The organism is Sphingomonas sp. Leaf4, from assembly GCF_920939515.1.
Lineage (GTDB): Bacteria > Pseudomonadota > Alphaproteobacteria > Sphingomonadales > Sphingomonadaceae > Sphingomonas.
Window position 1 is genome coordinate 120,107 of record NZ_CAKLBB010000005.1, and the last position, 26,053, is coordinate 146,159.

The following is a 26,053-nucleotide window of genomic DNA, read 5'->3' on the forward strand; positions in this document are numbered from 1 at the left end:
GGAGCGGCGTTTCCGCGCGATATGATGCCGTCGCTTCCCTCGCGCGGCACCTCCTGCGCCGGGGCACGGGCTATAGCAGGGCGAGAGAGACAGCGATGGAACGCGAGACGATGCAGACAAGTGCCGCCCCCGAGCCCGCCCCGGCGGAGAGCCGCACCATGCGGTTGCGCCCGATGACGCAGGAGGACATCGACGGCGTCCACCGGTTGTCGAAGGGCGAGCAATGGCCGCACCGCGTCGAGGATCTGGCCGACATGCTGGCGGTCGGCACCGGCACCGTCGCCGAACTGAACGGCGAGGTCGTCGCCACGACGATGTGGTGGCGCGCGGGACCGGCGATCGCGACGCTGGGCATGGTGATCGTGTCGCGTCGGCACCGGGGCGCGGGAATCGGCCGGATCATGATGGACGCGGTGCTCGACCAGATCGCCGCCGCGCTCGGCCCCGATGCCGCGATCCAGCTCAACGCGACCGAGGACGGGTTGCCGCTCTATCGCAAGCTGGGCTTTTCGGGGGTGGGGGAAATCCTCCAGCATCAAGGCGCGGCGTTTCAGGCGCCGCTGGTCCCGCTGGGGCCGGGCGAGCGGCTGCGCCCGATGGGCGAGCGCGACGGCGCGGTGGTCGATGCGCTGGTCCGCGCGGGCAGCGGGCTGGACCGTCCGGCGGTGATGACCGTGCTGCGCGACAAGGCGCATGGCGTGGTGCTGACGCACGGTGACGAGGTAAGCGGGGTCGCGCTGTTCCGCCGGTTCGGCCGGGGCTATGTCGTGGGGCCGGTGATCGCGCCTGACGTGACCCGCGCCAAGGCGCTGATCGCCCAGTGGATCGGGTCGCGCAGCGGCGAGTTCATCCGCCTCGACATCCATGGCGACAGCGGGCTGGGGCCGTGGCTGGAGGAACTGGGGCTGGTTCGGGTCGGGCGCGTGGTGACGATGGTCCGGGGCGGCGAGCCGGCCGCCGCCGCGCCCGCCACGTCGTTCGCGATCGTGAGCCAGGCGCTATGCTGAGCATCGCGGACCTGCGCGCGAGCGGGCTGCTGGTCGAGGCGATGCGGATCGGCGATCGCTGGTGCGGCGCGGCGGACGGTGGCACGCTCGACGTCACCGATCCCGCGACCGGCGCGACGATCGGCACCGTTCCGGCGGCGGGCACGGTCGATACCGATGCGGCGATCGCCGCCGCCGCCGCGGCGCTGCCGGCATGGCGGCGACGCACCGCCGACGACCGCGCGACGCTGCTCGAAGCATGGCATGCGGCGATCCTCGCCCATGCCGATGGGCTGGCGGCGATCATGACCGCCGAACAGGGCAAGCCGATCGCCGAGGCCAAGGGCGAGATCGGCTATGCCGCCAGCTTCGTCAAATGGTTCGCGGGCGAAGGCCGGCGGATCGCGGGGCACATGATCCCGGCGCCGAGCGGCGACCGCCGTATCCTCGCGACGCGCGAACCGGTCGGCGTCTGCGCGGCGATCACCCCATGGAATTTCCCGGCGGCGATGATTACCCGCAAGGTAGCGCCCGCGCTGGCGGCGGGCTGCACCGTCGTCATCAAGCCGTCCGAACTGACCCCGTTCACCGCGCTGGCGCTGGTCCGGCTGGCCGAACGTGCGGGGATGCCGCCGGGCGTCGTCAACATCGTCACCGGATTGCCGCAAGCGATCGGCGCGGCGCTGACCGCGTCGCCGGTCGTGCGCAAGCTGTCGTTCACCGGATCGACGCGGGTCGGATCGCTGCTGATGCGGCAATCGGCCGATACGCTCAAGCGGCTCAGCCTCGAACTGGGTGGCAACGCGCCGTTCATCGTGTTCGACGACGCCGATGTCGATGCGGCGGTGGCGGGCGCGATGCTCAGCAAGTTCCGCAACGCCGGGCAGACCTGCGTCTGCGCCAACCGCCTGCTGGTGCAGAACGGCATCCACGACGCCTTCGTCGCGAAGCTGGGCGAGGCGGTGCGCGCGCTCACGGTCGGCGACGGGCGGACGGCGGGGGTGACGATCGGACCGCTCATCAACGCCGCCGCCTGTGCCAAGGTCGCCGATCATGTCGCCGACGCGCTGGACAAGGGCGCGCGGATCGCCGCCGCGCCCGACGATGCGCGCGACGACGATCGCTTCGCGCGTCCGGTCGTGCTGACCGGGGCCACCGCCGACATGCGGCTGGCGTCGGAGGAGACGTTCGGCCCGGTCGCCCCGGTGTTCCGCTTCACTCACGAAGCGGAGGCGGTGGCGCTGGCCAATGCCACGCCGTTCGGCCTCGCCAGCTATTTCTACACCAACGACCTGCACCGCGCATGGCGCGTCGGCGAGGCGCTGGAGTTCGGCATGGTCGGGCTGAACACCGGCACGCTGGCGATGGAAATGGCCCCGTTCGGCGGGATCAAGGCCTCGGGTCTCGGCCGCGAGGGCGGGCGCGAAGGCATCGACGAATATCTGGAAACCAAGGCGTTTCACTGGGGAGGGTTGCAAGGCTCGTGAAAAACTATCGGATCGCGGTGATTCCCGGCGACGGGATTGGCAAGGAAGTCGTGCCCGAGGGGATTCGCGCGCTCGAAGCCGCTGCCGCCGCGTACGGGTTCACCGTCGAGCAGCAATGGCATGATTTCGCGAGCTGCGACTATTACGTCCGCCACGGACGAATGATGCCCGAGGACTGGAAGGCGCGGATCGGCGATGTCGATGCGATCTTCTTCGGCGCGGTCGGCTGGCCCGATACGGTGCCCGACCATATCTCGCTGTGGGATTCGCTGATCCAGTTCCGTCGCGAATATGACCAGTACGTCAATCTGCGCCCCGCGCGGCTGATGCCGGGCGTGCCGTGTCCGCTGGCCGGGCGCAAGCCGGGCGACATCGACATGATGATCGTGCGCGAGAATACCGAGGGCGAATATTCCGCGATCGGCGGCACCGCCTTTCCCGGCACCGACCGCGAGGTGGTGTTGCAGGAAACGATCATGACCCGCACCGGCACCGACCGCATCCTGCGCTATGCCTTCGACCTCGCGCAGCAGCGGCCCGCCAAACATCTGACGTCGGCGACCAAATCCAACGGCATCGCCATCACCATGCCGTGGTGGGACAGCCGCGTGGTGGAGATGGCGGCACGCTACCCGGACGTGCGGACCGACAAATATCATATCGACATCCTCGCCGCGCAGTTCGTGATGAACCCCGACCGGTTCGACGTGGTGGTCGCATCCAACCTGTTCGGCGACATCCTCTCCGACCTCGGCCCCGCATGTACCGGCACCATCGGCATCGCGCCGTGCGGCAACATCAACCCCGACCGGTCGGTCCCCTCGCTGTTCGAGCCGGTCCATGGGTCCGCTCCCGACATCGCGGGGCAGGGGATCGCCAACCCGATCGGCCAGATCTGGTGCGCGGCGATGCTGCTCGACCACGTCGGCGAACATACCGCCGCCGCGTCGATCGTCACCGCGATCGAAACCGTGCTGGCGAGCGAAACCGGCCGGACCCGTGATCTGAAGGGCACCGCCTCGACCATCGACTGCGGCAAGGCGGTGGCGGCGGCGATCGGCTAGACGCGGGGCACGGCATAATCTGCCGCAGGATCGCCAACTTCGGCAGTCCGGTGCGGTGGCGGCGGCGGGTTGATCGTCCCGCCGCCGCCCTCCGCGCGGTAGGATGCGGCATCACTACCAACGGGGCTGCCATGTTCTCCAATTCGCTGATCGAGGCCGACCGCCGTCACCTCATCCATCCCGTCACCGCATGGCGCGGGCACGAGGCACGCGGCGCAACCGTGCTGACGCGCGGGCAGGGCATGTATCTGACCGACGGCGACGGTCGCGACCTGCTCGACGCCTTTTCCGGGCTGTGGTGCGTCAACATCGGCTATGGTCACGAGAACGTGGTCGAGGCGGCGGCCGAACAGATGCGGCGGCTGCCCTATGCCACCGGCTATTTCTCCTATGCCAGCGAACCGGCGATCCGGCTGGCCGAGCGGCTGGCCACGCTGGCCCCCGCCGGGCTGGACCGGGTCTATTTCACCCAGGGCGGATCGGATTCGATCGATTCCGCGCTGCGCTTCATCGTCCATTACTGGAACGCCAAGGGGCAGCCGACCCGGAAACACGTCATCGCGCTCGACAAGGGCTATCACGGGTCGTCGTCGAACGGCGCGGGGATCACCGGGCTGCCCGCGTTCCACCGGCTGTTCGATCTGCCGCATGGCTGGCAGCACCATATTCCGGCGCCCTACGGCTATCGCCACGCGGCGGGTGACGATCCGCAGGCGGTGATCGCCGCCAGCGTCGCGTCGCTGCGCGACAAGGTCGCGGCGCTGGGCGCCGAAAATGTCGCGGCGTTCTTTGCCGAGCCGGTGCAGGGATCGGCCGGCGTCCTCGTGCCGCCGAAGGGCTGGCTGGCGGCGATGCGCGCCACCTGCACCGAGCTGGGCATCCTGCTGGTCGTCGACGAGGTCATCACCGGGTTCGGGCGGACGGGGCCGATGTTCGCGTGCGAGCACGAAGGCGTCTCGCCCGACCTGATGACGCTGGCCAAGGGGCTGACCGCCGGATACGCGCCGATGGGGGCGCTGCTCCTGTCCGAAGAAATCTATGCCGGGATCGCCGACGGGCCGGACAACCACCTGCCGATCGGGCATGGTGCGACCTATTCGGGGCATCCGGTGTCGGCGGCGGTCGGCATGGCGGTGCTCGACCTGTACGAAGACGGCATCCTCGACAACGGCATCGCCCGCGCGCCGCAACTGGCGGCGGGGCTGGCGACGATCGCCGGTCATCCGCTGGTCGGCGACGTGCGGCAGGCGGGGATGCTGGCGGGGATCGAACTGGTCGCCGATCGCGCGACCAAGGCGCGGTTCGACCCCGCGCTTCGCCTTCCCGATCTGCTGACCCGCGCGGCGCATGCCAACCGGATCATCTTCCGCGCCTTTGCAGACGGCACGATCGGCCTTGCGCCCGCGATCAGTTGCGACGAAGCCGACATGGACGAACTGCTCGCACGGCTCACCGCCACGCTTGACGACGTGCTGGACCGGCCGGATGTTCGTGCGGCATTGCGATAGACGCCATCAATCCGGCAGGACGGGATAGACTTGCGACCATGACCCCATCGCCCAAACTCGACCGACTGGATTTCCGCATCCTCGCGCAGTTGCAGCGCAACGGGCGGATCACCAACGTCGATCTGGCCGATGCGGTCGGCCTGTCGCCCAGCCCGTGCCTGTCGCGGGTCAAGCGGCTGGAAAAGGCCGGGTATATCACCGGCTATGGCGCGCATGTCGCGCTTGCCAAGCTGGGCGAGACGCTGACCGTCTTTACCGAGGTGACGCTGAAGGACCATCGCACCGGCGATTTTTCCCGGTTCGAACAGCGCGCGCGCAACCTGCCCGAGATCGTCGAATGCCACCTCGTCAGCGGCGGCTACGACTATCTGGTGAAGTTCATCACCCGCAATGTGTCGCAATATCAGGAACTGATCGAATCGATCCTCGAAAGCGATTTCGGGATCGAGAAATATTTCAGCTACATCGTCCTGAAGTCGCCGATCGTGAAACGCTACGACCCGATCGAGGCGCTGTTCGAGGATCGCGGCTGAACCCCTAGCCCGGAAGGCCCCGCCGATGCGTATCGATGCCCACGACCTCGCCGACCTCGCCGCGCTGCGCCGCGACCTGCACGCTCATCCCGAACTGGGCTTCGCCGAGCACCGTACTGCCGGGATCATCGCCGCTGCGCTGCGCGATGCCGGGCTGGAGGTGACGACCGGCATCGGCGGGACCGGGGTGGTCGGCACGCTGCGCAATGGCCCCAGCAACGGCGCGATCGGATTTCGTGCCGACATGGACGCGCTGCCCTTTGCCGAGGAAACCGGGCTGGAATATGCCAGCACGACGCCCGGCGTGTTCCACGGCTGCGGCCATGACGGGCACAGCGCGACGCTGATCGGCGCGGCACGGCATCTCGCGCGCACCCGCGAGTTTTCCGGCACGATCCATTTCATCTTCCAGCCCGCCGAGGAAGGGCAGGGCGGGGCGGACGCGATGGTGCGCGACGGCCTGTTCGATCGCTTTCCCTGCGACCGGGTGTTCGCACTGCACAACTGGCCTGACCTGCCGCTGGGCAGCGCGCGGACCCGGCCGGGTCCGATCATGGCGGCGGCCGACCGGTTCGACATCACCATCACCGGGCGCGGCGGCCATGCGGCGATGCCGCACCAGACCCCGGACGCGATCCTCGCCGCCGCGACGCTGATCGCACAGCTCAACACGATCGTCGCCCGGCGCATCCCCCCGACCGAGAGCGCGGTACTCTCTGTCACGAAGGTCGCCGGGGGCGATTCGCACAACGTGCTGCCCGCCAAGGTCACGCTGACCGGCACGGTCCGCACCTTTTCGGGCGCGGTGCAGGACCGCATCGAACAATCGGTGCGCGCGATCTGCGACGGGGTGGCACATGCGAGCGAAACCGTGATCGCCATCGACTATGTCCGCTATTATCCCGCGACCGTGAATGATCCCGCCAGCGCCGCGATCGCGCTGGCCGCCGCGCAGGCGGTGTGCGACGACGCCGGCGAAGCGCCAGCACCCGCATTCACCTCGGAGGATTTCGCGTTCATGCTGCGCGCGCGGCCCGGCGCCTATCTGTGGCTCGGCCAGCGCGACGAATCGCACACCGCGCCGCTGCATCACCCCGCCTATGACTTCAACGATGCCGCGACCCCGATCGGCATCGCGTGGTTCGCCGAACTGGCCCGGCGGGAGCTTCCCGCCGGCTGACGGCATGATCGCGTGGCAACGCCACGCACAACGCTGCATTTCGTTCCGATCCTGTCACGGCTTCGCAACAAAATGCTTGAACCCCTCGCGCATTATCCAGGTGCCGCAGAGGCGGCGCTACACCGGTCCGCCGGTCCGCAAAGGACCGGAAGCGAAGATCGGGACGCCGCCAGGTTGAGGACGATGCGACAGCCGTTTCATGCTTGGGGGGTTCTTATGCGCAACCGACAACTGCTTTTCCTCAGTGCCGCCGCTCTGGCGTTCACCATGCCCGTCGCCGCCACCGCACAGGATGTCGCCGCGACCGCCGGTGTTGCTGCCGCCGCGACGGCCGACGCCGAACCCGACCAGCAGGCCGACATCGTGGTGCAGGGTCAGCGTCAGCAATATGTCGCCAACGTCCCCACCATCGAAGTGCCGCAGAGCATCCAGATCCTGTCCGCCGCGACGCTGAAGGATGCCGGGATCACCCGGCTGGACAACGCCCTCGACTTCGCGACCGGAATCGCGCGGCAGAATAATTTCGGCGGGCTGTTCGACGTGTTCGCCTGTCGCGGCTTCACCGGCGATGAGGGAACGGCCAGCAACTATCTGGTGAACGGGTTCAACGGCGCGCGCGGCTATGGCGGATCGCGCGACATGTCGAACGTCGAACAGGTACAGGTGCTCAAAGGCCCCAACTCGTCGCTGTTCGGGCGGGGCGAACCGGGCTGTACCGTCAACATCATCACCAAGAAGCCGGGGTTCGACCTGCACGGCGGCGCGATCCTGTCGGCGGGCAGCTTCAACAACTATCGCAGCGAGGGCGATGTGAACGTGCCGCTGTCGAGCAAGATCGCGGTGCGCGTGACCGGCGCCGCCGAATCCGCCGACAGCTTCCGCGATTTCATATCGAGCCAGAAGGTGACGGTGACGCCGTCGGTACTGGTGAAGCTCGGGCGCGACAGCTCGGCCAGCTATGAATTCGAATATATCGACCAGAAGGTGATGTTCGATCGCGGCATCGTCGCGCCGGGCGGCAATCTGTCGCTGGTTCCGCGCGAACGGTTCTTCGGCGAACCGGGCGACGGTCCGGTCCATGTCCGCGCCAAGGGGCATCAGGCGCAATTGCAGCATGATTTCAGTTCCGACTGGTCGCTGGTGCTGGGCGTCGGCTATCGCGACACCTTCTTCAAGGGCACCTCGACCGAGGCGGAACTGGCCGCCGGTCGCCAGCGGCTCTATACCGACGGCACCACCCTGTCGCGCCAGCGCCGCGCCCGCGACTATTCGACCACCGATCTTACGTTCCGCGGCGAGCTGAGCGGCGAATTCGCCACCGGATCGCTCACCCACCACATGATCGTCGGTGCCGACTGGGACCAGTATGAGCTGGACGTGATCCAGAACCGTTATCGTCCGCCGCTGGTCGCGTCGCAGGCGGCGGGCAATCTGGTGGCGGGCAACCGCGTCGACATCTTCAACCCGGTCTATGGCAAGCAGCCCGCGACCGGCACCTTCCAGAGCTATCTGGAACGGCAGTTCAGTTGGGGTGGCTATCTTCAGGATCAGGTCGATGTGACCGATGCGCTGAAGGTCCGCTTCGGCGGGCGCTACGACGAATTCGAACAGGTGATCGACGAGCGTGTCGGCGGGCGCCGGACCCAGCAGTTCAAGACCGCGTTCAGCCCCTCGGTCGGCGCGACCTATCTGATCGGCGATGCGCTCTCGATCTATGCCAATTACGGGCGCGGCTTCCGCCCGAACAACGGCACCGATGCGAACAACAACCCGTTCCTTCCCGAACGCACCGAATCCTACGAGGCAGGGGCCAAGGTCGCGCTGTTCCACAACCGGCTGACCGGCACAGTCGCGCTGTTCCGCACGACCAAGAGCAACGTGCTGACCGCCGACCCGGTCAACGCCAACTTCTCGCTGGCGGTGGGCAGGGCGCAGAGCAAGGGCGTCGAGGCCGAACTGTCGGGCAATCTACCCGCCGGGTTCCGCGTCCAGTTCAATTACGCCTATATCGACGCGACGGTGGCGCAGGACGCGCTCGACCCCAATTTCGGGTTCGGGCTGCGCAAGGGCGATCCGCTGCTCAACATCGCCAAGAACAGCGGCAGCGCGCTGATCTTCAAGGATTTCGACATCGGCAGCAGCCGGCTGACGCTGGGCGCGGGGGTGAATTATGTCGGGCGACGGCTGGGCGAGACCGGCTATCGCTTCCCGAACGGCGACTTCTACTATCTGCCGGGCTATACGCTGACCCGGCTGACCGCCGCGTTCGAACCGACCGACCGCATCCGCGTGTCGGGCGAAGTCACAAATCTGTTCGACAAGCAGTATTTCCCCAGCTCCTATTCGCGGCTGTGGACGCTGCCGGGCGCACCGCGCCAGTTCATGGTGCGCGTCGGCTACAGCTACTGAGCGCGGAACGCCGTCCGTAACGCCTGTCCCCGGGCCAGTGCTATGGCACTGGTCCGGGGACACCTATTTGCGCCAGGCATAGGGGCCGATGACCGTGCCGGTGAAGCCGCCCGCCGTCGCCGTGCTCAGGAACCGGGCGTCGAGCCCGGTTTTCAGCGTCGCGGCCCTGCCACCGGCGCGATAGTCGACCGCGATCGTGCCGCCGTCGATCCGCAGCGTCAGCGTGACCGGGCCGGTGCCGTTCCATGGCGTGGAGGCGATGAGGCGTTCGTCGCCCTTGTCGCGGGTGAACAGCGCGATCGCCGGTCGGCCGGCGATCCGCGTGGCGCCGAAGAACAGATAGCTCCGGTCGCTCTGCAACGCGACCAGCCCGGCGCGATCACCGTCGCCGGTCGGGGCGAAGCGCACCGTCGTCGACACCGTCGCCGTCGCATGCTGCTGCCGCCGGCCGACGAAGCCCGGCACGCCGTTCTGGTCGCCAAGCGCCGCTCCGCCGGGAACGATCAGCTCGCCGCCCGCGATGCTGTACACCGGCGTGCGTGGCGTGCGGATGCCGACCCACGCCAGACCCAGCCTCGGCGTGTCGAACCGGTCGACATAGGCGAAGTCGCCGGTCGTCGGCCGCGCCGGCGCGGGCTGGCGCGGCAGCGCGGGGCGGCCGGCGACATGCGGGATCGGCTGGCCCTTGGGCAGGATCACCGGCCAGCCGTCGACCCATGTCACCGGCAGCAGGAACGTCTCGCGCCCGGTGTTGTAATAATCACCGGCATAGGGCTGCACGGCAAGGAAGGTCGCCCACCAGTCGCCGCGCTGCGTCTGGACGAATTTGGCATGGCCGGCCGAGGTGATCGGGTTCGCCCGGTCGGCGGGCAAATCACGCTGCGTCAGGATCGGATTGCCGGCGAACGGCACATACGGCCCGAGCAACGCGCGCGATCGGAACACGACCTGGGAATGATTGACCTCGGTCCCGCCCTCGGCGGCGGTCAGGTAATAATAGCCGTCTTTCCGCAGGATATGCGGTCCTTCGATCCACACCGGCTGCCTGGTGATGTCGACCCCGCCGTCGACGATCTGGGTCGATGGACCGATCATCCTGCCCGCGCGCCAGTCGAATTCCTGAATCCACAGCGCGCGATGCCCCTCGTACCGGGCAGGTCCGGCGGGGGCGCGGTTGTTGACGATCCATGCGCGCTCGCCTTCCCAGTGGATCGACGGATCGATCCCCTCGAACGGCAGCCACACCGGGTCGGACCACGGCCCCTTGGGATCGCGCGCGGTGATGACGAAATTGCCGCCGCATTCGACACAGGTGTTGACGATGTAGAAGGTGCCGGCGTGATAGGAAATATCGGGCGCGAACACCGCTTCGGACACACGCCGCCTGCTGAAATCGAGCTGGGTCGGCCGGTCGATCGCGTTGGCGATCTGCGTCCAGTGGACCAGATCGCGCGAATGGAAGATCGGGATGCTGGGAAAATGCGCGAACGACGAATTGGCGAGGTAATACTCCTCGCCGACGCGCACGATCGACGGATCGGGATAATAGCCCGCTAGGATCGGGTTGCGATACTGGTCGGGGCCGGGCACCGCGCGATCGATCGTGCGACCGGTATAGCGGAATTCGCTGAAGCGCGCCGGTTCGCTGGCGACAGCAGCCGTCCCGAACAGCGCGAGCGTGGCGAGCAGCATCCGCATCACGCCGCCGCCAGCCGATAGAGCGCCGCACCGTGCGACGGCAGGTCGGCCTCGATCCGGCCGGTTACGGGTGGCAGGTCGGCACGCGCCCACAGGTCGCGGACGCGCAGCCGCCCGGCGAGGTTCAGCCAGCGCGGATCGATCCCGATCCGGGCCGCCTTGGGTGTCGGGTTAAACAGCGCGAGATAGGTATCGCCGTTCGCCGCACGCGCTTCCCACGCGCGCATCCCGTCCTGAACGTGGAGCGGGCGGTTGCGCGAACTCGCCTGATTGACCGCGATCACTTCCGGGTTGGTCAGCAACGCCAGCGTCGCCGCGTCGAGATGGCGCAGGTCGCCGCCCATGATGAGCGGCGATCGGGCGATCGACCACAAGGTCATCAGCGTGCGCTGTTCGGGCGGCGTGAACTTCGTGTCGCGCTGCCCCAGCGCCAGCCGGCCGAGCGGGAGCATGTCGGCATCGGGCCAGCCGCCCGGCCCCGCATAGCGCTGCCAGTTTTCCAGCCGGGTGAACTGTGCGTCGAGCAGCGCCCATTCGTCCCAGAAATCGTCGCTGATCCGCCACATCTGCGCATGCGCGCGGACGTGGTCGGCCGAGGACAACGGCGTTTCGCCCGGCGACAGGCTCAGCAGGATCGGCCGGCCCGAGCGGCGGATCGCGGCGGCGGCCGCCTCGATCTCGGGCGCATGCGAATCATACGGGCGGCTCATGTCGTCCATCTTGACGAGGTCGACGCCCCAGTCGGCATATTGCGCGAACACACTGTCGTAATAGGCCTGCGCACCGGGCCGGCGCATGTCGACACCGACCATGTCGCTGTTCCACGAACAGATGCTGGTCGGGTCGGCGATGTCCTGCGCGCGATACCGGGTGCCGAGGATCGGCAGGTTGCGTCGCACCGCCTCGCGCGGGATGCCGCGCATCAGGTGGATGCCGAATTTCAGGCCCATCGCATGGACCCGGTCGGCGATGCTGCGAAAACCGCGACCGTCGGCGGCGGAAGGAAAGCGCTTCGGGTCGGGCTGCAACCGGCCGTGCCCGTCGAGCACCGGCACCGCATCGGCGCGATATTCGTATCCGGTCGCGCCGGGTTCGTACCATTGTATATCGATGGTGAAGATCGAATAGCCCGCCGGCAGCAGCCGGTCGCGCTGGATCGTCGCGGTTTCCAGCGCCTGCGCCTCGGTAATCGTGGTGGCGAAGCTGTTCCAGCTATTCCAGCCCATCGGCGGGGTGGGGGCGAGCGGCGCGCCCTTGCGCGGGGCGGCACGGGCGATGCCGGCGGCGGCGGCGGGCGCGATGCCGCCGGCGGCGATCAGCGTGCGGCGCGACAGGCGGGTCACTGCGTCACCAACGCGGCATCGGCCCACACCACCGGATCGGGGAAGCGTTCGCCGGTTTTCCCTTCCGCGACCAGCTCGACCAGCTTCACCCCGGCGACATCGGCGGCGATCGGGACCGCCGCCTCGCCGAAACGCATCGGTTTCGACCGGGCGAGCAGCCGGCCGTCGCCATAGACGAGGAAGCGGACCGGATGGCTGCGGTCGCGCGCGGTGTCGTCGACCCCGACCGAGGCGGTGAAGCGCTTCGCATCGCCCGCGCGAACCTCCAGCCGCGAATTGGCGAGCACGCCAAGGCCGGTCGCATAGCGCTTGCCGGCGATACCCAGCGTCTCGCCATAGGGCGTGGCGTCGACCTGCGCGCCGCCCCAGCCGGCATAGCGCGGCCGCTCGCCGCCGCCGCGCGTGCTGTTCCAATGGAGGATGCCACGGTGGATCATCGGTTCGTTCTCCGGCACCGTGATGCCATCGACCGCCGGGTTCACCCGCCCGGGCAGTTCGGAGAGATACAGCCCGTTCGGCAACTGCCGGCCGCCCCGCGCGCGGAACACCAGCGCCTGATGCGCGGCGAGCGTGAACTTCCGTTCGTCGCGGAAGCTGGTCCGCGTGCCGGTCCACAGATCGTCGAGGCTGATGTCGGCATCGGCGCGCAGTTTCAGGTGATCGGCGGTCAGCGTCGCGTCGAACGGCTTGTCGCGACGGTTGAGGATCGCCACCGCCTTGGTCCCGTCGGCCAGCGCCTTGACGTAGATCTGCACGTCCTCGCTATCGAACGCCAACGTCGCCTGGTTGCCGGCCGGGTCCTGGTTGAGCGCGATGATCCGCTCGTTGCCGAGGATCGCCATCAGCTCCGGCCCCGCCTTGCGCAGATCATAGCCGATCAGCAGCGGCGCGTTGACCATCGCCCACAGCGAGAAATGCGCGCGCGCTTCGGTCAGGTGATCCTTGTCGAAATCGCCGGTGCCGATGAACAGCATGTCGGGATCGTTCCACGAACCGGGATGGCCATAGAGCGCGCGGCGCGACGTGCTGTCGAGATTGTGGAGCATCCGCGTCCACGACGCGGTGATGTCCTCGCTGGTGCGCGACGTGCCGCCGATGAACCGCCCCCAAGAGCGGACGTCGGCCGATCCCCACAGGCAGACCGAAAAGATATAGTCGCCATCGGGATTGTGGCGCTTCAGCGCGTCGGCGACCTGCTGGTACAGCCCGCGCACCGCCGCAATGTCGGTCCGGCCGAGCGAATCGACGTCGACGATCGGCCCCAGCGCACGGTAGCGGCCACCCTGCACCATCTTGCTGTCGGGGCCGAGCGCGCGGATGCCGCAGCCATCGACCTTGATGTAATCGAAGCCCCATTCGGCGAAATAGGCGCGAATATCGCCATCGACATGGTCGTACAGCCCGATCTCGCGCTCGGCCATGCTGCCTTCGGGCTGGTTCGGGCCGTTGGCGGTATAGGCCTGCCCGCACGAATTGCGGCCGATGTCGGTATAGATGCCGGCCTTCAGCCCCATGGCGTGCAGCCGGTCGGTCAGCGGGCGAAAGCTGGTGGCGCCGTCGGCGGTCCGTGCCGAGGGGAAGGTGGCGGTGCGGATCAGCACCCGCCCGTCGCGCTGGCGGCGTTGCAGCCACCAGCCGTCGTCGATGTTGACGTAGCGATAGCCTTTGGCGGCAAGACCGGAATCGACGATGCTCTTCGCCGAGGCGAGCACCTTCTCCTCGTCGACATCGGTGTAGAAGGCGTTCCAGCTATTCCAGCCCATCGGCGGCAAACTGGCGCGGCCGGCGGTGTTGGCGCTCCAGCGACCAGTGGGGGCAAGCGCCTGTCCCGCCGCGACGGCGGGCAGGGCGGCGGCGGCGAGCAACAGCCCTCCGGTCCAGCGTCTCCACGATGCCATGCTACTCTCCCCGTTCGATCCCGGCCTTTGCGGCGTTCGGATCGGCGTATTTGTCTGACCAGGGAGCGTCAACGCGCTTTTTACATCCACGCCGCTAAAGGATCGGCCGTGGCGCGGGCCGATGACCTGCGCCATGATAGCGATGTCAATTTGTGAGTCGGGGAGTGGGATGCGGATGATGGCCAGACGGCGGGCGATGCAATGGTTGGCGGGCGCGGCGATGTTGGGGGCGGCCGTGCCGGCCTTCGGCCAGGCGACGGCGGTGCCGCCGACAGGCGCGCAGTTCGCAAACATCTTCGCCGATCATGCGGTGGTGCAGCGCGACCGGCCGATCGCTGTCTGGGGCACCGGCACACCCGGCGGTACGGTCAGCGTGCAACTGGGCGATCGTTGGGTGAGCGCGAAGGTCGGCAGCGACGGCAACTGGCGCGCCACGCTCCCGGCAATGCCGGCGGGCGGGCCGTACACGCTGTCGGTCGGCAGCGCCGGCGCGGCCGCGCAGACGCTGAGCGACATCATGGTCGGCGACGTGTTCCTGTGCGGCGGCCAGTCGAACATGGAGTTCAAGGTGTCGGCCTCGACCAACGCCTGGGGCACGACCCGTTCGTCGGCCGATACCGGGCTGCGCTTCGTCGTGATCGACGACGCCAACCGGCCGAACGTCGCCCGCGACCTCGACAAGCGCGCGAAATGGGCCCAGGTCTCGCCCGAGACGGTCGGCGATGCCTCGGCGGTCTGCTATTACATGGCCCGCTCGCTGCGCCAGTCGGAGAAGGTGCCGATCGGCTTCATCTCGTCCGAATGGGGCGGCACGCGGATCGAAAGCTGGATCAGCGCGCCCGCGCTGTCGACCGTTCCCGACCTGCGCGCCGGCGTGGCGGCGGTGGCGCAATATGGGCGCGATCCGGCGGCGGCGATCCTCGCCGATGGCGAACGACGCGAGGCATGGTGGCAGGCGAACGATCCCGCCGCGACCGGCCAGCGCGCATGGCGGACCGAGGGCTTCGACGACGCGGCCTGGGGCACGATCAAGGAAGCGGCATGGCGGCAGGCGGGAATTCCCGCGCTGGCCGATTTCGAGGGCGCGGTGTGGCTGCGCACCACGATCGAGCTGACCCCCGAACAGGCCGCCGCCGCCAGGACGCTGCGGCTGGGGCCGATCGACAAGTTCGACGAAAGCTATGTCAACGGCACCTATGTCGGCGGTGGCAGCATCGAATGGGCATGGCGCGGCTATGCGATCCCGGCGGGCAGGCTTCATGCCGGGCGCAACGTCGTGGCGATCCGCGTGCTGGGCGGCGCCAACGGCGGCGGCTTCGCCAGCCCCGCACCGCGCGGGGTCGAACTGGCCGATGGCACGCTCGTCCCGTTCAAGGGGCCGTGGCGCTATGCCAAGGGTACGCCGCTCAAGGACAAGTGGATCGCCCCGCCACCATGGGATACGCCCAACAGCCTGACTACGCTCTACAACGGCATGATCGCGCCGTTCGCCGGCTACGGGCTGAAACTGGCGGCATGGTATCAGGGGGAATCGAACGCGGCGGAAGCCGGCGCCTATCGCCGGTTGCTGCCGCTGCTGATGGCCGACTGGCGGCGGGCGTTCGATGCGCCGAAACTGCCGTTCTTCGTCGTGCAGCTCACTTCCTACGGCAAGCCGATGACGACGCCCGGCCAGTCGAGCTGGGCCGAATTGCGCCAGGCGCAGGCAGAAGCGGTCGCGGCCGATGCCGATGCGGGGCTGGCGGTGACGATCGACGTCGGCGACCGGTTCGACATCCATCCGACGCAGAAGACGCTGGTCGGCGAGCGGCTGGCCCGGCTGGCGAGCGTCATCGCCTATGGCAAACCGGGCACGCGATCGGGGCCGGAAGCGGTCGACGTGACCCGCGCCGGGGCCGATCTGGTCGTGCGCTATCGCAACGCACTGGGCGGATTGCAAAGCTACAGCGGCGCGCAGGCGATCGGGTTCGAAACGTGCGCGGGCGAGACGTGCAGCTATGCCACCGCCGTGCCGCGCGGCGAGACGGTGGTGCTGCCCGGCGCCAACCGGCCCGGGGTGACGCGGGTGCGCTATGCGTGGGCCGACGCGCCGTTCGTCAACCTGTTCGACAAGGCCGACCTCCCGGCCGCGCCGTTCGTGTTGCCGGTGAAGTAGGCTTCTCCGCGTCGTCATTCCCGCGAAGGCGGGAATCCATAGACGCCGGTGTTTCGATTGAAGCACCGGCGTCGATCGGAGAGTATCCCTATTTCGCCACGAAGGTCGTGGTGGCGGTGTGATAGATTTTGGCGACCGGTCCTGCGGGCACCGCCAACTGGCCGGTTTCCTCCTTGGTCGCGCTCAACAGATAGCGGCCTCCCCCACGCAGCGGCACGGTGACGATACCGTTCGCGTCGGCGCTCAGCACCTTCGTCCATTTATCGGGCGACACCACCGTCACCTTGGCATCGGCGACCGGCTTGCCGCCCTGCATCAGCGCGAAGCGATTGCCGTTGGCGGTGAGCGGCGCGATCTCATACGGCATGGCGGTGCTGGTATCGCTGCGCCCGGCGCGCGCATAATAGATCACCGCTTCCTTCGCACCCTCCGCGCCCCATGGCGCGAACACCGTATCGTCGGTCACGCGCAGGTCGCCCTTCGCTGGCACCATCGCCTCGATATAGCCCGCCCGGCGATCGCTGCGGGTGGCGGTGGTGCCGACGAACTTCGGCGCGACCAGCCGCTTGAACTCGGGATCGCCGCCCGCCGGCATCGGCTCGGCCGGTTCGCCGAGGTAGATGCGCGCCGGCCCCGCGCCGTCGCGCTCGACCCAGACTTCGTGCGCCTGCGCGACGGTGGGCAGGGTAAGGGCAAGGATAAGCGCCAGCGTTCGCATGATAATCTCCCGGGGCGGACAAGGGCGTCCGCGATTGCCGCTGGCATAGTAAGAATGCGAATAGGTCGCAATAGCGTTGCATTGTCCGAATTGTGCCGATAGATGCGCTTCATATTGAGAGTGAATCGCATAAGGGGGAATGATGGCGCGTTGGAACCGATCGACGGCATGGGCCGCGAGTGTGGCCACGCTGGCGCTGGCGGCCCCGGCATGGGCCGAACCGGTGGTCGAGGCCACGGCGGAGGCGGAAACCGATGAGGAAGCGGCGCAGCGCGGCGACGATATTATCGTTCTGGGCAAGAGCTATGGCCAAGCGGTCGGGAAAACGGTCACGCCGCTCAAGGACGTGCCCAACACCATCACCGTGATCGATCAGGAACAGTTGCAGCAGCGCAACCTGTTCACCCTTGAGGACGTGCTGACCGTCACCAACGGCGTGACGATCACCGGCGTCGGCAGCGAGGACCCGTCGTTCCTGTCGCGCGGCTTCACCATCAACAATTATCTGGTCGACGGCGTGCCGACGCTCGGCTTCGGCTTTCCTGCCGTCGTCCCCGACCTGTTCCTATACGACCGGGTGGAGGTGCTGCGTGGGCCGGCGGGGCTGTTCAGCGGTGCCGGCAATCCGGCGGGGAGCATCAATCTGGTGCGCAAGCGTCCGTTCGATGATCTCCGGGTAAGCGCGTTGGCCGGCTATGGCAGCTATAATAACTTCCGGGGCGAGGTGGACGTGTCCACACCGCTCGACGACCGCTCGGGGTTGCGGCTGGGCGCGTTCATCCACGATCAGGACCAGTTCTTCGACGTGGCGCACCGCTATCGCGTCGGCGCGTTCGGCGTGGCGGATACGCGGATCGGCGAGAACACGACGATCACCGTCGGCGGCAATTACGAGCTGTTCAAGCCGGCGATCCAGTCGGGCCTGCCCGGCATCATCGGCGGGGCTGATGGCAGCGACGGGCAGTTGCTCGACATCGACCGCTCGACCTATCTCGGCGCCGACTGGAACCGCTTCCGTTCGGAAAGCTGGTCGGGCTTCGTCGAGGTCGCGCACCGGATCAGCGACCGCTGGACGCTGCGCGCCACCGGCCTGCTCACCGACGTCGATCGCATCGACATCTACAGCTATATCGGCAACCAGCCGGTCACCGCGACCAACGGCGTGACCAGCCACATCGCCTATCGCGGCGACAGCACGATGCAGACCCGCTCGTTCGACTTCAACGGGGTGGGCAGCTTCCCGGCGTTCGGGCGCGAGCATACGCTGATCCTCGGAGTCGATTATCAGGCGCTGTCGACCACCTCCGCCTTTTCGCGGCGGTCGAATTATGCCCAGATCAACGTGTATAATCCGGTGTCGCCCGCCGAACCCGATCTCGATCCCTATGCGCTGGCGACGGGCAAGGTCGTCGGCGGAAGCGATGCAGAAACCGAACAATATGGCATCTATGGTCAGACGCGCCTCAACTTGCTCAAGGGGCTGACGCTCGTCGGCGGCGGGCGAATGACGTGGTGGGACACGACCAATGTCACGACCTCGGCACAGCTTGTACGGGGCCTTCCTTCGACCTACAGCTTCGACGGGCGCTTCACTCCCTATGCCGGGGTGGTGTGGGACGTCACGCCGCAGTTGAACGTCTATGCGAGCTACGCCGACAGCTTCACCCCGCAGCCGCCGCCCGCTGGCCGCTTCCGCCCCGACGGCGAGGCGATCGAGCCGTTGATGGGCGCGCAATATGAAGCGGGAACCAAGCTGTCGCTGATGAACGACCGACTGTTGCTTTCGACCGCCGTCTATCAGATCACGCAGGACAACCGCCTGTTCAACGACCCCAATCTGATCGACGTCGTCTATCAGATCGGCAAGGTCCGCGCGCGCGGGATCGAGGCGGAAGCGAGCGGCGAGATCCTGCCGGGCTGGCGGATCAACGGCGGCTACAGCTTCACCCGCACCAAATATCTGGAGGATGCCAACACCACGTTGGAGGGCCTCAGCCTGCTGCCGGTGATCCCCGAACATATGGTCAAGCTGTTCACCAACTACGCCCCGGTCGACGGACCGCTGGCTGGGGCCAGCGTCGGTGCGGGCGTGACGTGGTTCGACAAAACATGGAGCGGCACGGCGGCGGGCACCAATGCCAACGGTTCGTTCCGCCCGTCGACGATCGTGCGGCAGGGGGCCTATGCCGTCGCCGACCTGCGCGCCGGCTATGCGATCAACGACAAGGTGACGCTGGCGGTGAACGTCAACAACCTGTTCGATCGTGAGTATTACGCGCGCATCTCGTCGACCGGGCGTGGCAATTATTACGGGACGCCGCGCACCGTGTTCGCCAGCGTGCGCGTCGGCCTGTGACGAGCGCCGGGCAGGCACGCCACATCCTGTGGCGGCGGGGGATCGACAATCTGCTGCGGATCGTCGCGGCGATGCCGGTCGGCTATGGCGTCGCCAGCCTGTGGGCGATGGCGCTCGCCCGCATCCTGCCCGGTGAACGATCGGCGGCGACCATCACCGCGACGCTGATCGCGTTCGTGCTGTGCGCGGCGGCGGTGATGTGGGCCTATGCCGCGCGCAGCGGCTGGCGGGCGCTGTGGACGTTGTGCGTTTTGGGCGGAGTCGCGGCGGCAATCACCTGGGGTTCGATCGCGATCGGAGGACGGCTGTGAGCAAGGGGTTCCGCCAGTCGCAATCGACGCTCCATACCTGGTCGGGGCTGCTGCTCGGCTGGGTGCTGTTCGCGGTGTTCGTAGCCGGCACCTCGGCCTATTGGCGCGAGGCGCTCAACCGCTGGGCCCGGCCCGAACTGACGCAGATCGCCGATCCGGCGCAGGTCGTGAGCAGCGCGGCCGCCGTGCTTCAGCGCAAAGCCCCCGACGCGCAAAGCTGGTTCATCACCGTGCCGACCCGCGACAGCGCGGGGGCAAGCGTGTTTTGGGTGCCAGCCGCCAAGGAAGGCGAGGGCAAGCAACGCCGCCGCGGCCGGCGCGACACCAGCGCCTTCATCGGGGCGGACGGCGTTGAGGGCACCGCCCGCGAGACGCGCGGCGGCGACTTCTTCTACCGTTTCCATTTCGACCTGCACTATATGCCGGTGTTCTGGGCGCGCTGGATCGTCGGCATCGCCGCGATGTTCATGCTGGTCGCGATCCTGACCGGGATCGTGACGCACAAGAAGATCTTCAAGGATTTCTTCACGCTGCGACGCGGCAAGGGGCAGCGATCATGGCTCGACGGCCATAACGCCAGCGCCGTGCTGGCGCTGCCGTTCCACCTGATGATTACCTACACCGGCCTCGTCACGCTGATGGCGATGCTGATGCCATGGGCCGTCACCGCCAATTACAGCGACGAGGCCAAGCTGTTCGCCGACGTATTCCCGCAGGCCCCGGTCGCCGAACGGGCAAAGGTTGCGAAGCCGCTGGTCGATCTGGCGGTATTGCTCAAGGATGGCGAGCGGCGGCTGGGCGGCGAGGTCGGCTATGTCACCGTGTTCAATCCCGGCGACGCGGCGGCGCGGGTGACGATGACGCGCGGCGGCACGTCGATGCTGTCGGCGCGCGCCCCGGCGATCGGCTATGACGGGACGACCGGCCGGCTGTTGTGGCAGGCCCCGGCCCCCAATGGCGCGGTGGTGACGCAGGGGGCGATGGTCGGCCTCCACGCCGGGCGGTTCGGCGATTATCCGCTGCGCTGGCTGTATTTCCTGTGCGGGATCGCGGGGTCGCTGATGGTCGCCAGCGGACTCGTCCTGTGGACGGTCAAGCGGCGCGAGCGGCTGCCCGATCCCGCCCGCGCGCCGTTCGGTTTCCGGCTGGTCGAGCGGCTGAACATCGGCTTCGTCGCCGGTTTCCCCATCGCGATGACGCTGTATCTATGGGCCAACCGGCTGCTGCCGGTCGACATGGCCAAGCGCGCCGACGGTGAGATCAACGCGATGTTCGCCGGCTGGGCGATCCTGTTCGCCTATGCGCTCACCCGGCGGCCGGCGCGGGCGTGGGTCGAACTGCTGGCGCTACAGGCGGGATTGCTGATCGCGCTGCCGCTGTACAATATCGCCCTGCTGCCGACCGGCCTGTTCGCCAGCATCGCGCGCGGCGACTGGGTGCTGGCCGGGGCCGACCTGACCTTCGTGGCGCTGGGCGCTGGCTTCGGCTTCGCCGCATGGCGGGTGCATCGCTTCCGCCCGAAACCGAAACGGGTGCGTAGCGCGCCTGCCATTTCCTCCGACGCATGGGCACCGGCCGAATGATGATCGTCGCATTGCTCGCCGCACTCGCCGGCTTCGCGCTGCTGGCGCTCGCCACCCACCGTCACGGCGACCGGCTGGGCGGCACGCGCCAGTGGCGGCGGCCGGCGGGTTGGGCGCTGATCGCGCTGTCGCTCGCCGCCGCGTTCGGCGCATGGGGGCCGGTCTATGGCGCTATCGGCGGCATGGGGCTGCTGATGCTTGCGGCAGGCGCGAACCTGCTCGCGCTCAACCTCACGCGGCGGTGAGCGCCCGCCAGTCGGCGAAGGCGTCGCGCGCGCGGGCGGTGTACAGCTTCTTGCGGTCGGCCTTCTTGGTGCGACCGGGGATCGGCGGCATCAGCCCGAAATTGACGTTCATCGGCTGATACGTCTCCGCCACCGCCGCGCCGGTGATGTGATGTAGCAGCGCGCCGAGCGCCGTCTCGACCGGCGGGCTCCCAAGCTCGCGCCCGGCCAGTTCGGCGGCGGCGAACCGCCCGGCCATCAGCCCGACCGCCGCGCTTTCGACATAACCCTCGCACCCGGTCATCTGCCCGGCGAAGCGCAGATGCGGCCGCGCCTTCAACCGCAGTGTCGGGTCGAGCAGTTCGGGCGAGCGGATGAAGGTGTTACGGTGCAAGCCGCCCAGCCGCGCGAACTCGGCATTCTCGAGGCCGGGAATAGTGCGGAACAACCGAACCTGCTCGCCATGTTTCAGCTTGGTCTGGAAGCCGACGATGTTCCACAGTGTGGCCGACGCATTGTCCTGCCGCAACTGCACGACCGCGTGCGGCCAGCGCCCGGTGCGCGGATCGTCGAGGCCGACCGGCTTCATCGGCCCGAAGCGCAGCGTATCGAGCCCGCGCTCGGCCATCACCTCGATCGGCATGCAGCCCTCGAAATAGGGCACGTTCTCCCATTCGCGGAACTCGGCCTTTTCGCCGGCCATCAGCCCGGCATGGAAGGCCTCATACTGCTCGCGGTTCATCGCGCAGTTGATGTAGTCTTTGCCGTCGCCCTTGTTCCAGCGGCTCTGGAACCACGCCTGCTCCATGTCGATCGACTCGAAATGGACGATCGGCGCGATCGCATCGAAGAAGGCGAGCGCCTCCGCGCCGGTCGCCCCGCCGATGTCGCCGGCAAGGGCAGGGGCGGTCAGCGGCCCGGTGGCGACGATCGTCATGCCCTGTTCGGGCAGCGTGTCGACCCGTTCGCGCACGATGGTGATATTGGGATGCGCGGCGAGCGCCGCCGTCACCCCGGCCGAAAACCCGTCGCGGTCGACTGCCAGCGCCGATCCGGCGGGCACCTTGTATTCGTCGCCCTTGGCCATGATGAGCGACCCCAGCGCGCGCATCTCCGAATGGAGCAGCCCGACCGCATTCGATTCGGCATCGTCCGAGCGGAAGCTGTTCGAACACACCAGCTCGGCCAGCGAATCCCCCTGATGCGCGGGCGTGGTATCGCCGCCACCACGCATTTCCGACAGGCGGACCTTCGCCCCGGCCTGCGCCAACTGCCACGCCGCTTCGGACCCGGCGAGGCCGCCGCCGATGATATGTACGTCATATTGCATGGCAATGCGCTTAGGGCGTCGGACCGTAACGGGCAATGAACGATCGGCCGGCCGGACTGGATTAGCGTCCCTACGCGCCTATCGTCCTCCCCTCCCTGACCAAAGAGGGGAGTATCGAGCCTTAGCCCGTCACCGGCCGCTGCACCCGTCCGTTCTCATCGCGGTGCAGCGGCCCATAGGCCACCACGACATCCAGCGGCAGCGGCGCATACAGGTGCGGAAACAACTGCCCGCCGCGCGAGGGTTCCCACTTCACCGCGTCACCCAGCGCGTCGAGATCGACCTCGGCAACATGCAACGCATTCTGCCCCGCGAAGTGCTTATCGACCGTCTCGGTCAACTGGGCAAAGGTCGACAGATGTATATAGCCGTCGGCCAGATCGACCGGCGCGCCGGCAAAGCTGCCGTCGGCCTCCAGCGCCGCCATCTGGCCGGCGGTCAGCACCTTGTAGGCGGTCGCGGGGTGACTCATTCCTCGACATCGCCTTCGCTGATCGTGTCCGGGCCGGTGCCGTCGTCGAGCATGATGCCGTCCCCGGGCGCGATGCCCGGCGCCGCCGCCACTTCCTCGGCGATCATCGCTTCCGCCGGATTCTCCGGAGTTTCGCCCTCGTCGATCTTGGCGGCGGAGACGACCTGTTCGCCCATCCCGACGCGGAAGATGGTGATCCCCTGCGTATTGCGCCCCGCCACGCGGATGTCGCCGACGGTGGTGCGGATCAGCTTGGCCTGATCGGTCACGAGCATCAGTTGCTCGCCGTTATGCGCCGGGAAGCTCGCCACCACCGGACCGTTGCGATCGGAGGTGACGATGTTGGTGATCCCCTGACCCCCGCGATTGGTCCGGCGATATTCATAGGCCGAGGTGCGCTTGCCGAAACCGTTGGCGGTGACGGTGAGGATGAACTCCTCCGCCGCCTCGAACGCCGCCATGCGGTCGGCGTCGAGCGTCACCTCGCGGTCGCCTTCCTTCCAGGGGGCAGCCTTGAGATATTGCTCGCGCTCCTCGGACGTCGCGTCGAACCCGCCGAGGATCGACAGCGAGATCACCTCGTCGCCGCTTGCGAGATTGATGCCGCGCACGCCCGTAGAGGTGCGGCTCTGGAACTCGCGCACGTCGGTGGCGGCGAAGCGGATCGCCTTGCCCGCCCGCGTCGCCAGCAGCACGTCGTCGGTTTCGGTCAGCAGCGCGACGCCGATCAGCCGGTCTGGGCTGTCATCCTCGAACCGCATCGCGATCTTGCCCGCCGTGGGGATGTTGGCGAAGGCATCCATCGAATTGCGCCGCACCGTGCCGTTGGCAGTCGCGAACATGACGTGCAGGTCGGCCCAGCGCTCCTCGTCCTCGGGCAGCGGCAACACGGTCGAGATCGTCTCGCCCGCCGCCAGCGGCAGCAGGTTGACCATCGGCCGCCCGCGCGTCGCCGGTCCGCCTTCGGGCAGACGCCACACCTTCATGCGATACACCTTGCCGGCGGTCGAGAAGAACAGGACCGGCGTGTGGGTGCTCGTCACGAACAGGTTGGTGATCGCATCCTCGTCCTTGGTCGCCATGCCGGCGCGGCCCTTGCCACCACGTTTCTGCGCGCGGAAGGCGTCGAGCGGCGTGCGCTTGATATAGCCCTGCACCGTCACGGTGACGACCATCTCCTCGCGCTCGATCAGGTCCTCGTCCTCGATGCCGTCGGCGGCACCGGCGATCTCGGTCCGCCGCGGCGTCGCGAATTCGGCGCGGACCTCGACCAGTTCCTGCCGCATCACCGCATACAGCTTGGCGCGGTCGGCGAGGATGTCGAGCAGATGGGTGATCGAACCGGCCAGTTCCTTCAGCTCGTCGCCGATCTCGTCGCGGCCCAGCGCGGTCAGGCGGTGGAGCCGCAGGTCGAGGATCGCACGGACCTGAAGGTCGGACAGCCGGTAATAGTCGCCGACGTGATCGGCCTCGACCGCCTCGACCAGCTTCAGATAGGGCGCGATCTCGGCGACCGGCCATTCGCGCGTCAGCAGCGCGGCGCGCGCGGCGGCAGGGCTTGCCGATCCGCGGATCATCCGCACCACTTCGTCGAGGTTGGTGACGGCGATGACGAGGCCGAGCAACAGATGCGCCCGGTCGCGCGCCTTGGCCAGTTCATACTTCGATCGCCGGGTGATGACCTCCTCGCGGAAGCCGACGAAGGCGTCGATGATCTCGCCAAGGTTGAGCAGTTCGGGCCGCCCGCCGCGAATGGCCAGCATGTTGGCGGCGAAGCTCGACTGCGCCGGAGTGTGCCGCCACAACTGGTTGAGCACCACGTCGGGGGTCGCGTCGCGCTTCAGGTCGATCACGATCCGCACGCCTTCGCGGTTCGATTCGTCGCGAATGTCGCTGACGCCCTCGATCCGCTTGTCCTTGGCAGCCTCGGCGATCTTTTCGACCAGCCCCGATTTGCCGACCTGGAACGGGATTTCGGTCAGCACGATCGAGCGGCGCTCGCCGCGCGCCTCGACGGTGTGACGCGAGCGCAGGATCACCGATCCGCGCCCGCCGGCATAGGCCGCGCGCGCGCCCGCCCGGCCGAGCATCAGCGCGCCCGTAGGGAAGTCCGGTCCGGGGACGATCTCGCACAGTTCCTCATGCGTCAGCGGCTCGCCGCCCTCCACGCGCCGGTCGATCGTGGCAAGACAGGCGTCGACCACCTCGCCCAGATTGTGCGGCGGAATGTTGGTCGCCATGCCAACGGCGATGCCGCCCGCGCCGTTGACCAGCAGATTGGGGAAGCGCGCCGGCAGCACGGCGGGCTCGCGTTCCGATCCGTCGTAGTTCGGCACGAAATCGACGGTATCCTTGTCGAGATCGTCGAGCAGCGCCATCGCCGACTTGGCGAGGCGCGCCTCGGTATAGCGCATCGCGGCGGGCGGATCGGGGTCCATCGATCCGAAATTGCCCTGACCGTCGATCAGCGGCAGCCGCATCGACCATGGCTGCGCCATGCGCGCCAGCGCCTCATAGATCGCGCTGTCGCCGTGCGGGTGATATTTACCCATCACGTCGCCGACGATGCGCGCCGATTTGCGGTACGCCTTGCCCGGCACGAAGCCGCTTTCCTGCGCGGAGAACAGGATGCGGCGGTGAACGGGCTTCAACCCGTCGCGCACGTCGGGCAGCGCCCGCGCCACGATCACGCTCATGGCATAGTCGAGATAGCTCGACCGCATCTCCTCGACGATCGAAATGGGAGCAATATCGGAGGGGTCGGCGAGCAGCGTCGCTTCGGTCAATTTACAGGCTTT

Annotated in this window: 19 protein-coding genes; 12 read left to right on the forward strand and 7 right to left on the reverse strand. The window is 67.8% G+C overall.

Annotated features, from left to right (window positions below):
- Positions 1–95 precede the first annotated feature (95 nt).
- The 7 genes from LRA89_RS08850 (at position 96) to LRA89_RS08880 (ending at position 9,167) form a co-directional block, all read left to right on the forward strand.
- Positions 96–1,007, forward strand: coding sequence for a GNAT family N-acetyltransferase (locus LRA89_RS08850; RefSeq protein WP_162236469.1), 912 nt, complete (start codon positions 96–98; stop codon positions 1,005–1,007).
- Positions 1,001–2,473, forward strand: a complete 1,473-nt coding sequence (locus tag LRA89_RS08855; protein WP_055756423.1) for an NAD-dependent succinate-semialdehyde dehydrogenase — start codon at positions 1,001–1,003, stop codon at positions 2,471–2,473. Before LRA89_RS08850 ends, LRA89_RS08855 begins: the two co-directional genes overlap by 7 nt.
- Positions 2,470–3,537, forward strand: coding sequence for a tartrate dehydrogenase (locus tag LRA89_RS08860; protein WP_055756421.1), 1,068 nt, complete (start codon positions 2,470–2,472; stop codon positions 3,535–3,537). The genes LRA89_RS08855 and LRA89_RS08860 overlap by 4 nt, the downstream gene beginning before the upstream one ends.
- Positions 3,538–3,668: 131 nt before the next feature.
- A complete protein-coding gene (locus LRA89_RS08865; protein ID WP_230769866.1) occupies positions 3,669–5,045 on the forward strand; it encodes an aminotransferase class III-fold pyridoxal phosphate-dependent enzyme in 1,377 nt (458 codons plus the stop codon).
- A gap of 38 nt (positions 5,046–5,083) precedes the next feature.
- Positions 5,084–5,578, forward strand: coding sequence for an Lrp/AsnC family transcriptional regulator (locus tag LRA89_RS08870; protein ID WP_055756417.1), 495 nt, complete (start codon positions 5,084–5,086; stop codon positions 5,576–5,578).
- Between the two features lie 25 nt (positions 5,579–5,603).
- Entirely contained in the window at positions 5,604–6,758 is a 1,155-nt protein-coding gene (locus LRA89_RS08875; protein ID WP_230769867.1) for an amidohydrolase, read from the forward strand.
- Between the two features lie 216 nt (positions 6,759–6,974).
- Complete coding sequence (locus LRA89_RS08880) at positions 6,975–9,167, forward strand: TonB-dependent siderophore receptor (protein ID WP_230769868.1); 2,193 nt, start codon at positions 6,975–6,977, stop codon at positions 9,165–9,167.
- 63 nt (positions 9,168–9,230) lie between these two features.
- On the opposite strand, the gene LRA89_RS08885 is transcribed toward LRA89_RS08880, so the two are convergent.
- Genes LRA89_RS08885 through LRA89_RS08895 form a run of 3 tightly spaced genes read right to left on the reverse strand, consistent with a single transcriptional unit; the run spans position 9,231 to position 14,106 of the window.
- Positions 9,231–10,865, reverse strand: coding sequence for a glycoside hydrolase family 43 protein (locus tag LRA89_RS08885; protein ID WP_230770010.1), 1,635 nt, complete (start codon positions 10,863–10,865; stop codon positions 9,231–9,233).
- Positions 10,865–12,208 (reverse strand): glycoside hydrolase family 27 protein, encoded by a 1,344-nt coding sequence (locus LRA89_RS08890; RefSeq protein WP_230769869.1) that lies wholly within the window; start codon positions 12,206–12,208, stop codon positions 10,865–10,867. The genes LRA89_RS08885 and LRA89_RS08890 overlap by 1 nt, the downstream gene beginning before the upstream one ends.
- Positions 12,205–14,106, reverse strand: a complete 1,902-nt coding sequence (locus LRA89_RS08895; protein ID WP_230769870.1) for an NPCBM/NEW2 domain-containing protein — start codon at positions 14,104–14,106, stop codon at positions 12,205–12,207. The genes LRA89_RS08890 and LRA89_RS08895 overlap by 4 nt, the downstream gene beginning before the upstream one ends.
- Before the next feature lie 178 nt (positions 14,107–14,284).
- Between LRA89_RS08895 and LRA89_RS08900 the strand changes: the two genes are divergently transcribed.
- Positions 14,285–16,261: a sialate O-acetylesterase gene (locus LRA89_RS08900; protein ID WP_230769871.1), complete on the forward strand. Its 1,977-nt coding sequence runs from the start codon at positions 14,285–14,287 to the stop codon at positions 16,259–16,261.
- Between the two features lie 88 nt (positions 16,262–16,349).
- Here LRA89_RS08900 and LRA89_RS08905 read toward each other — a convergent pair whose 3' ends face one another.
- The gene (locus tag LRA89_RS08905) at positions 16,350–16,979 is read right to left on the reverse strand and encodes a DUF4198 domain-containing protein (RefSeq protein WP_230769872.1); all 630 of its coding nucleotides are present in this window, start codon (positions 16,977–16,979) and stop codon (positions 16,350–16,352) included.
- Positions 16,980–17,121: 142 nt separating this feature from the next.
- Here LRA89_RS08905 and LRA89_RS08910 point away from each other — a divergent pair, with 142 nt between their 5' ends.
- The 4 genes from LRA89_RS08910 to LRA89_RS08925 are packed head-to-tail and all read left to right on the forward strand — an operon-like array spanning position 17,122 to position 21,474.
- Positions 17,122–19,335 (forward strand): TonB-dependent siderophore receptor, encoded by a 2,214-nt coding sequence (locus tag LRA89_RS08910; RefSeq protein ID WP_230769873.1) that lies wholly within the window; start codon positions 17,122–17,124, stop codon positions 19,333–19,335.
- The gene (locus LRA89_RS08915; protein ID WP_230769874.1) at positions 19,332–19,646 is read left to right on the forward strand and encodes a hypothetical protein; all 315 of its coding nucleotides are present in this window, start codon (positions 19,332–19,334) and stop codon (positions 19,644–19,646) included. Before LRA89_RS08910 ends, LRA89_RS08915 begins: the two co-directional genes overlap by 4 nt.
- Complete coding sequence (locus LRA89_RS08920; RefSeq protein WP_230769875.1) at positions 19,643–21,229, forward strand: PepSY-associated TM helix domain-containing protein; 1,587 nt, start codon at positions 19,643–19,645, stop codon at positions 21,227–21,229. Before LRA89_RS08915 ends, LRA89_RS08920 begins: the two co-directional genes overlap by 4 nt.
- On the forward strand, positions 21,226–21,474 hold the full coding sequence (locus tag LRA89_RS08925) for a DUF3325 family protein (RefSeq protein ID WP_230769876.1): 249 nt from the start codon (positions 21,226–21,228) through the stop codon (positions 21,472–21,474). The genes LRA89_RS08920 and LRA89_RS08925 overlap by 4 nt, the downstream gene beginning before the upstream one ends.
- Here LRA89_RS08925 and trmFO read toward each other — a convergent pair.
- The 3 genes from trmFO to gyrA all read right to left on the reverse strand — a co-directional run bounded on the left by trmFO (position 21,461) and on the right by gyrA (position 26,041).
- Positions 21,461–22,783 (reverse strand): methylenetetrahydrofolate--tRNA-(uracil(54)-C(5))-methyltransferase (FADH(2)-oxidizing) TrmFO, encoded by a 1,323-nt coding sequence (trmFO, locus tag LRA89_RS08930; protein WP_230769877.1) that lies wholly within the window; start codon positions 22,781–22,783, stop codon positions 21,461–21,463. The two genes, LRA89_RS08925 and trmFO, sit on opposite strands and share 14 nt — an antisense overlap.
- A 121-nt stretch (positions 22,784–22,904) precedes the next feature.
- Positions 22,905–23,255, reverse strand: a complete 351-nt coding sequence (locus tag LRA89_RS08935) for a DUF952 domain-containing protein (RefSeq protein ID WP_230769878.1) — start codon at positions 23,253–23,255, stop codon at positions 22,905–22,907.
- On the reverse strand, positions 23,252–26,041 hold the full coding sequence (gene gyrA / locus LRA89_RS08940) for a DNA gyrase subunit A (RefSeq protein WP_268934906.1): 2,790 nt from the start codon (positions 26,039–26,041) through the stop codon (positions 23,252–23,254). The genes LRA89_RS08935 and gyrA overlap by 4 nt, the downstream gene beginning before the upstream one ends.
- Positions 26,042–26,053: the final 12 nt, after the last annotated feature.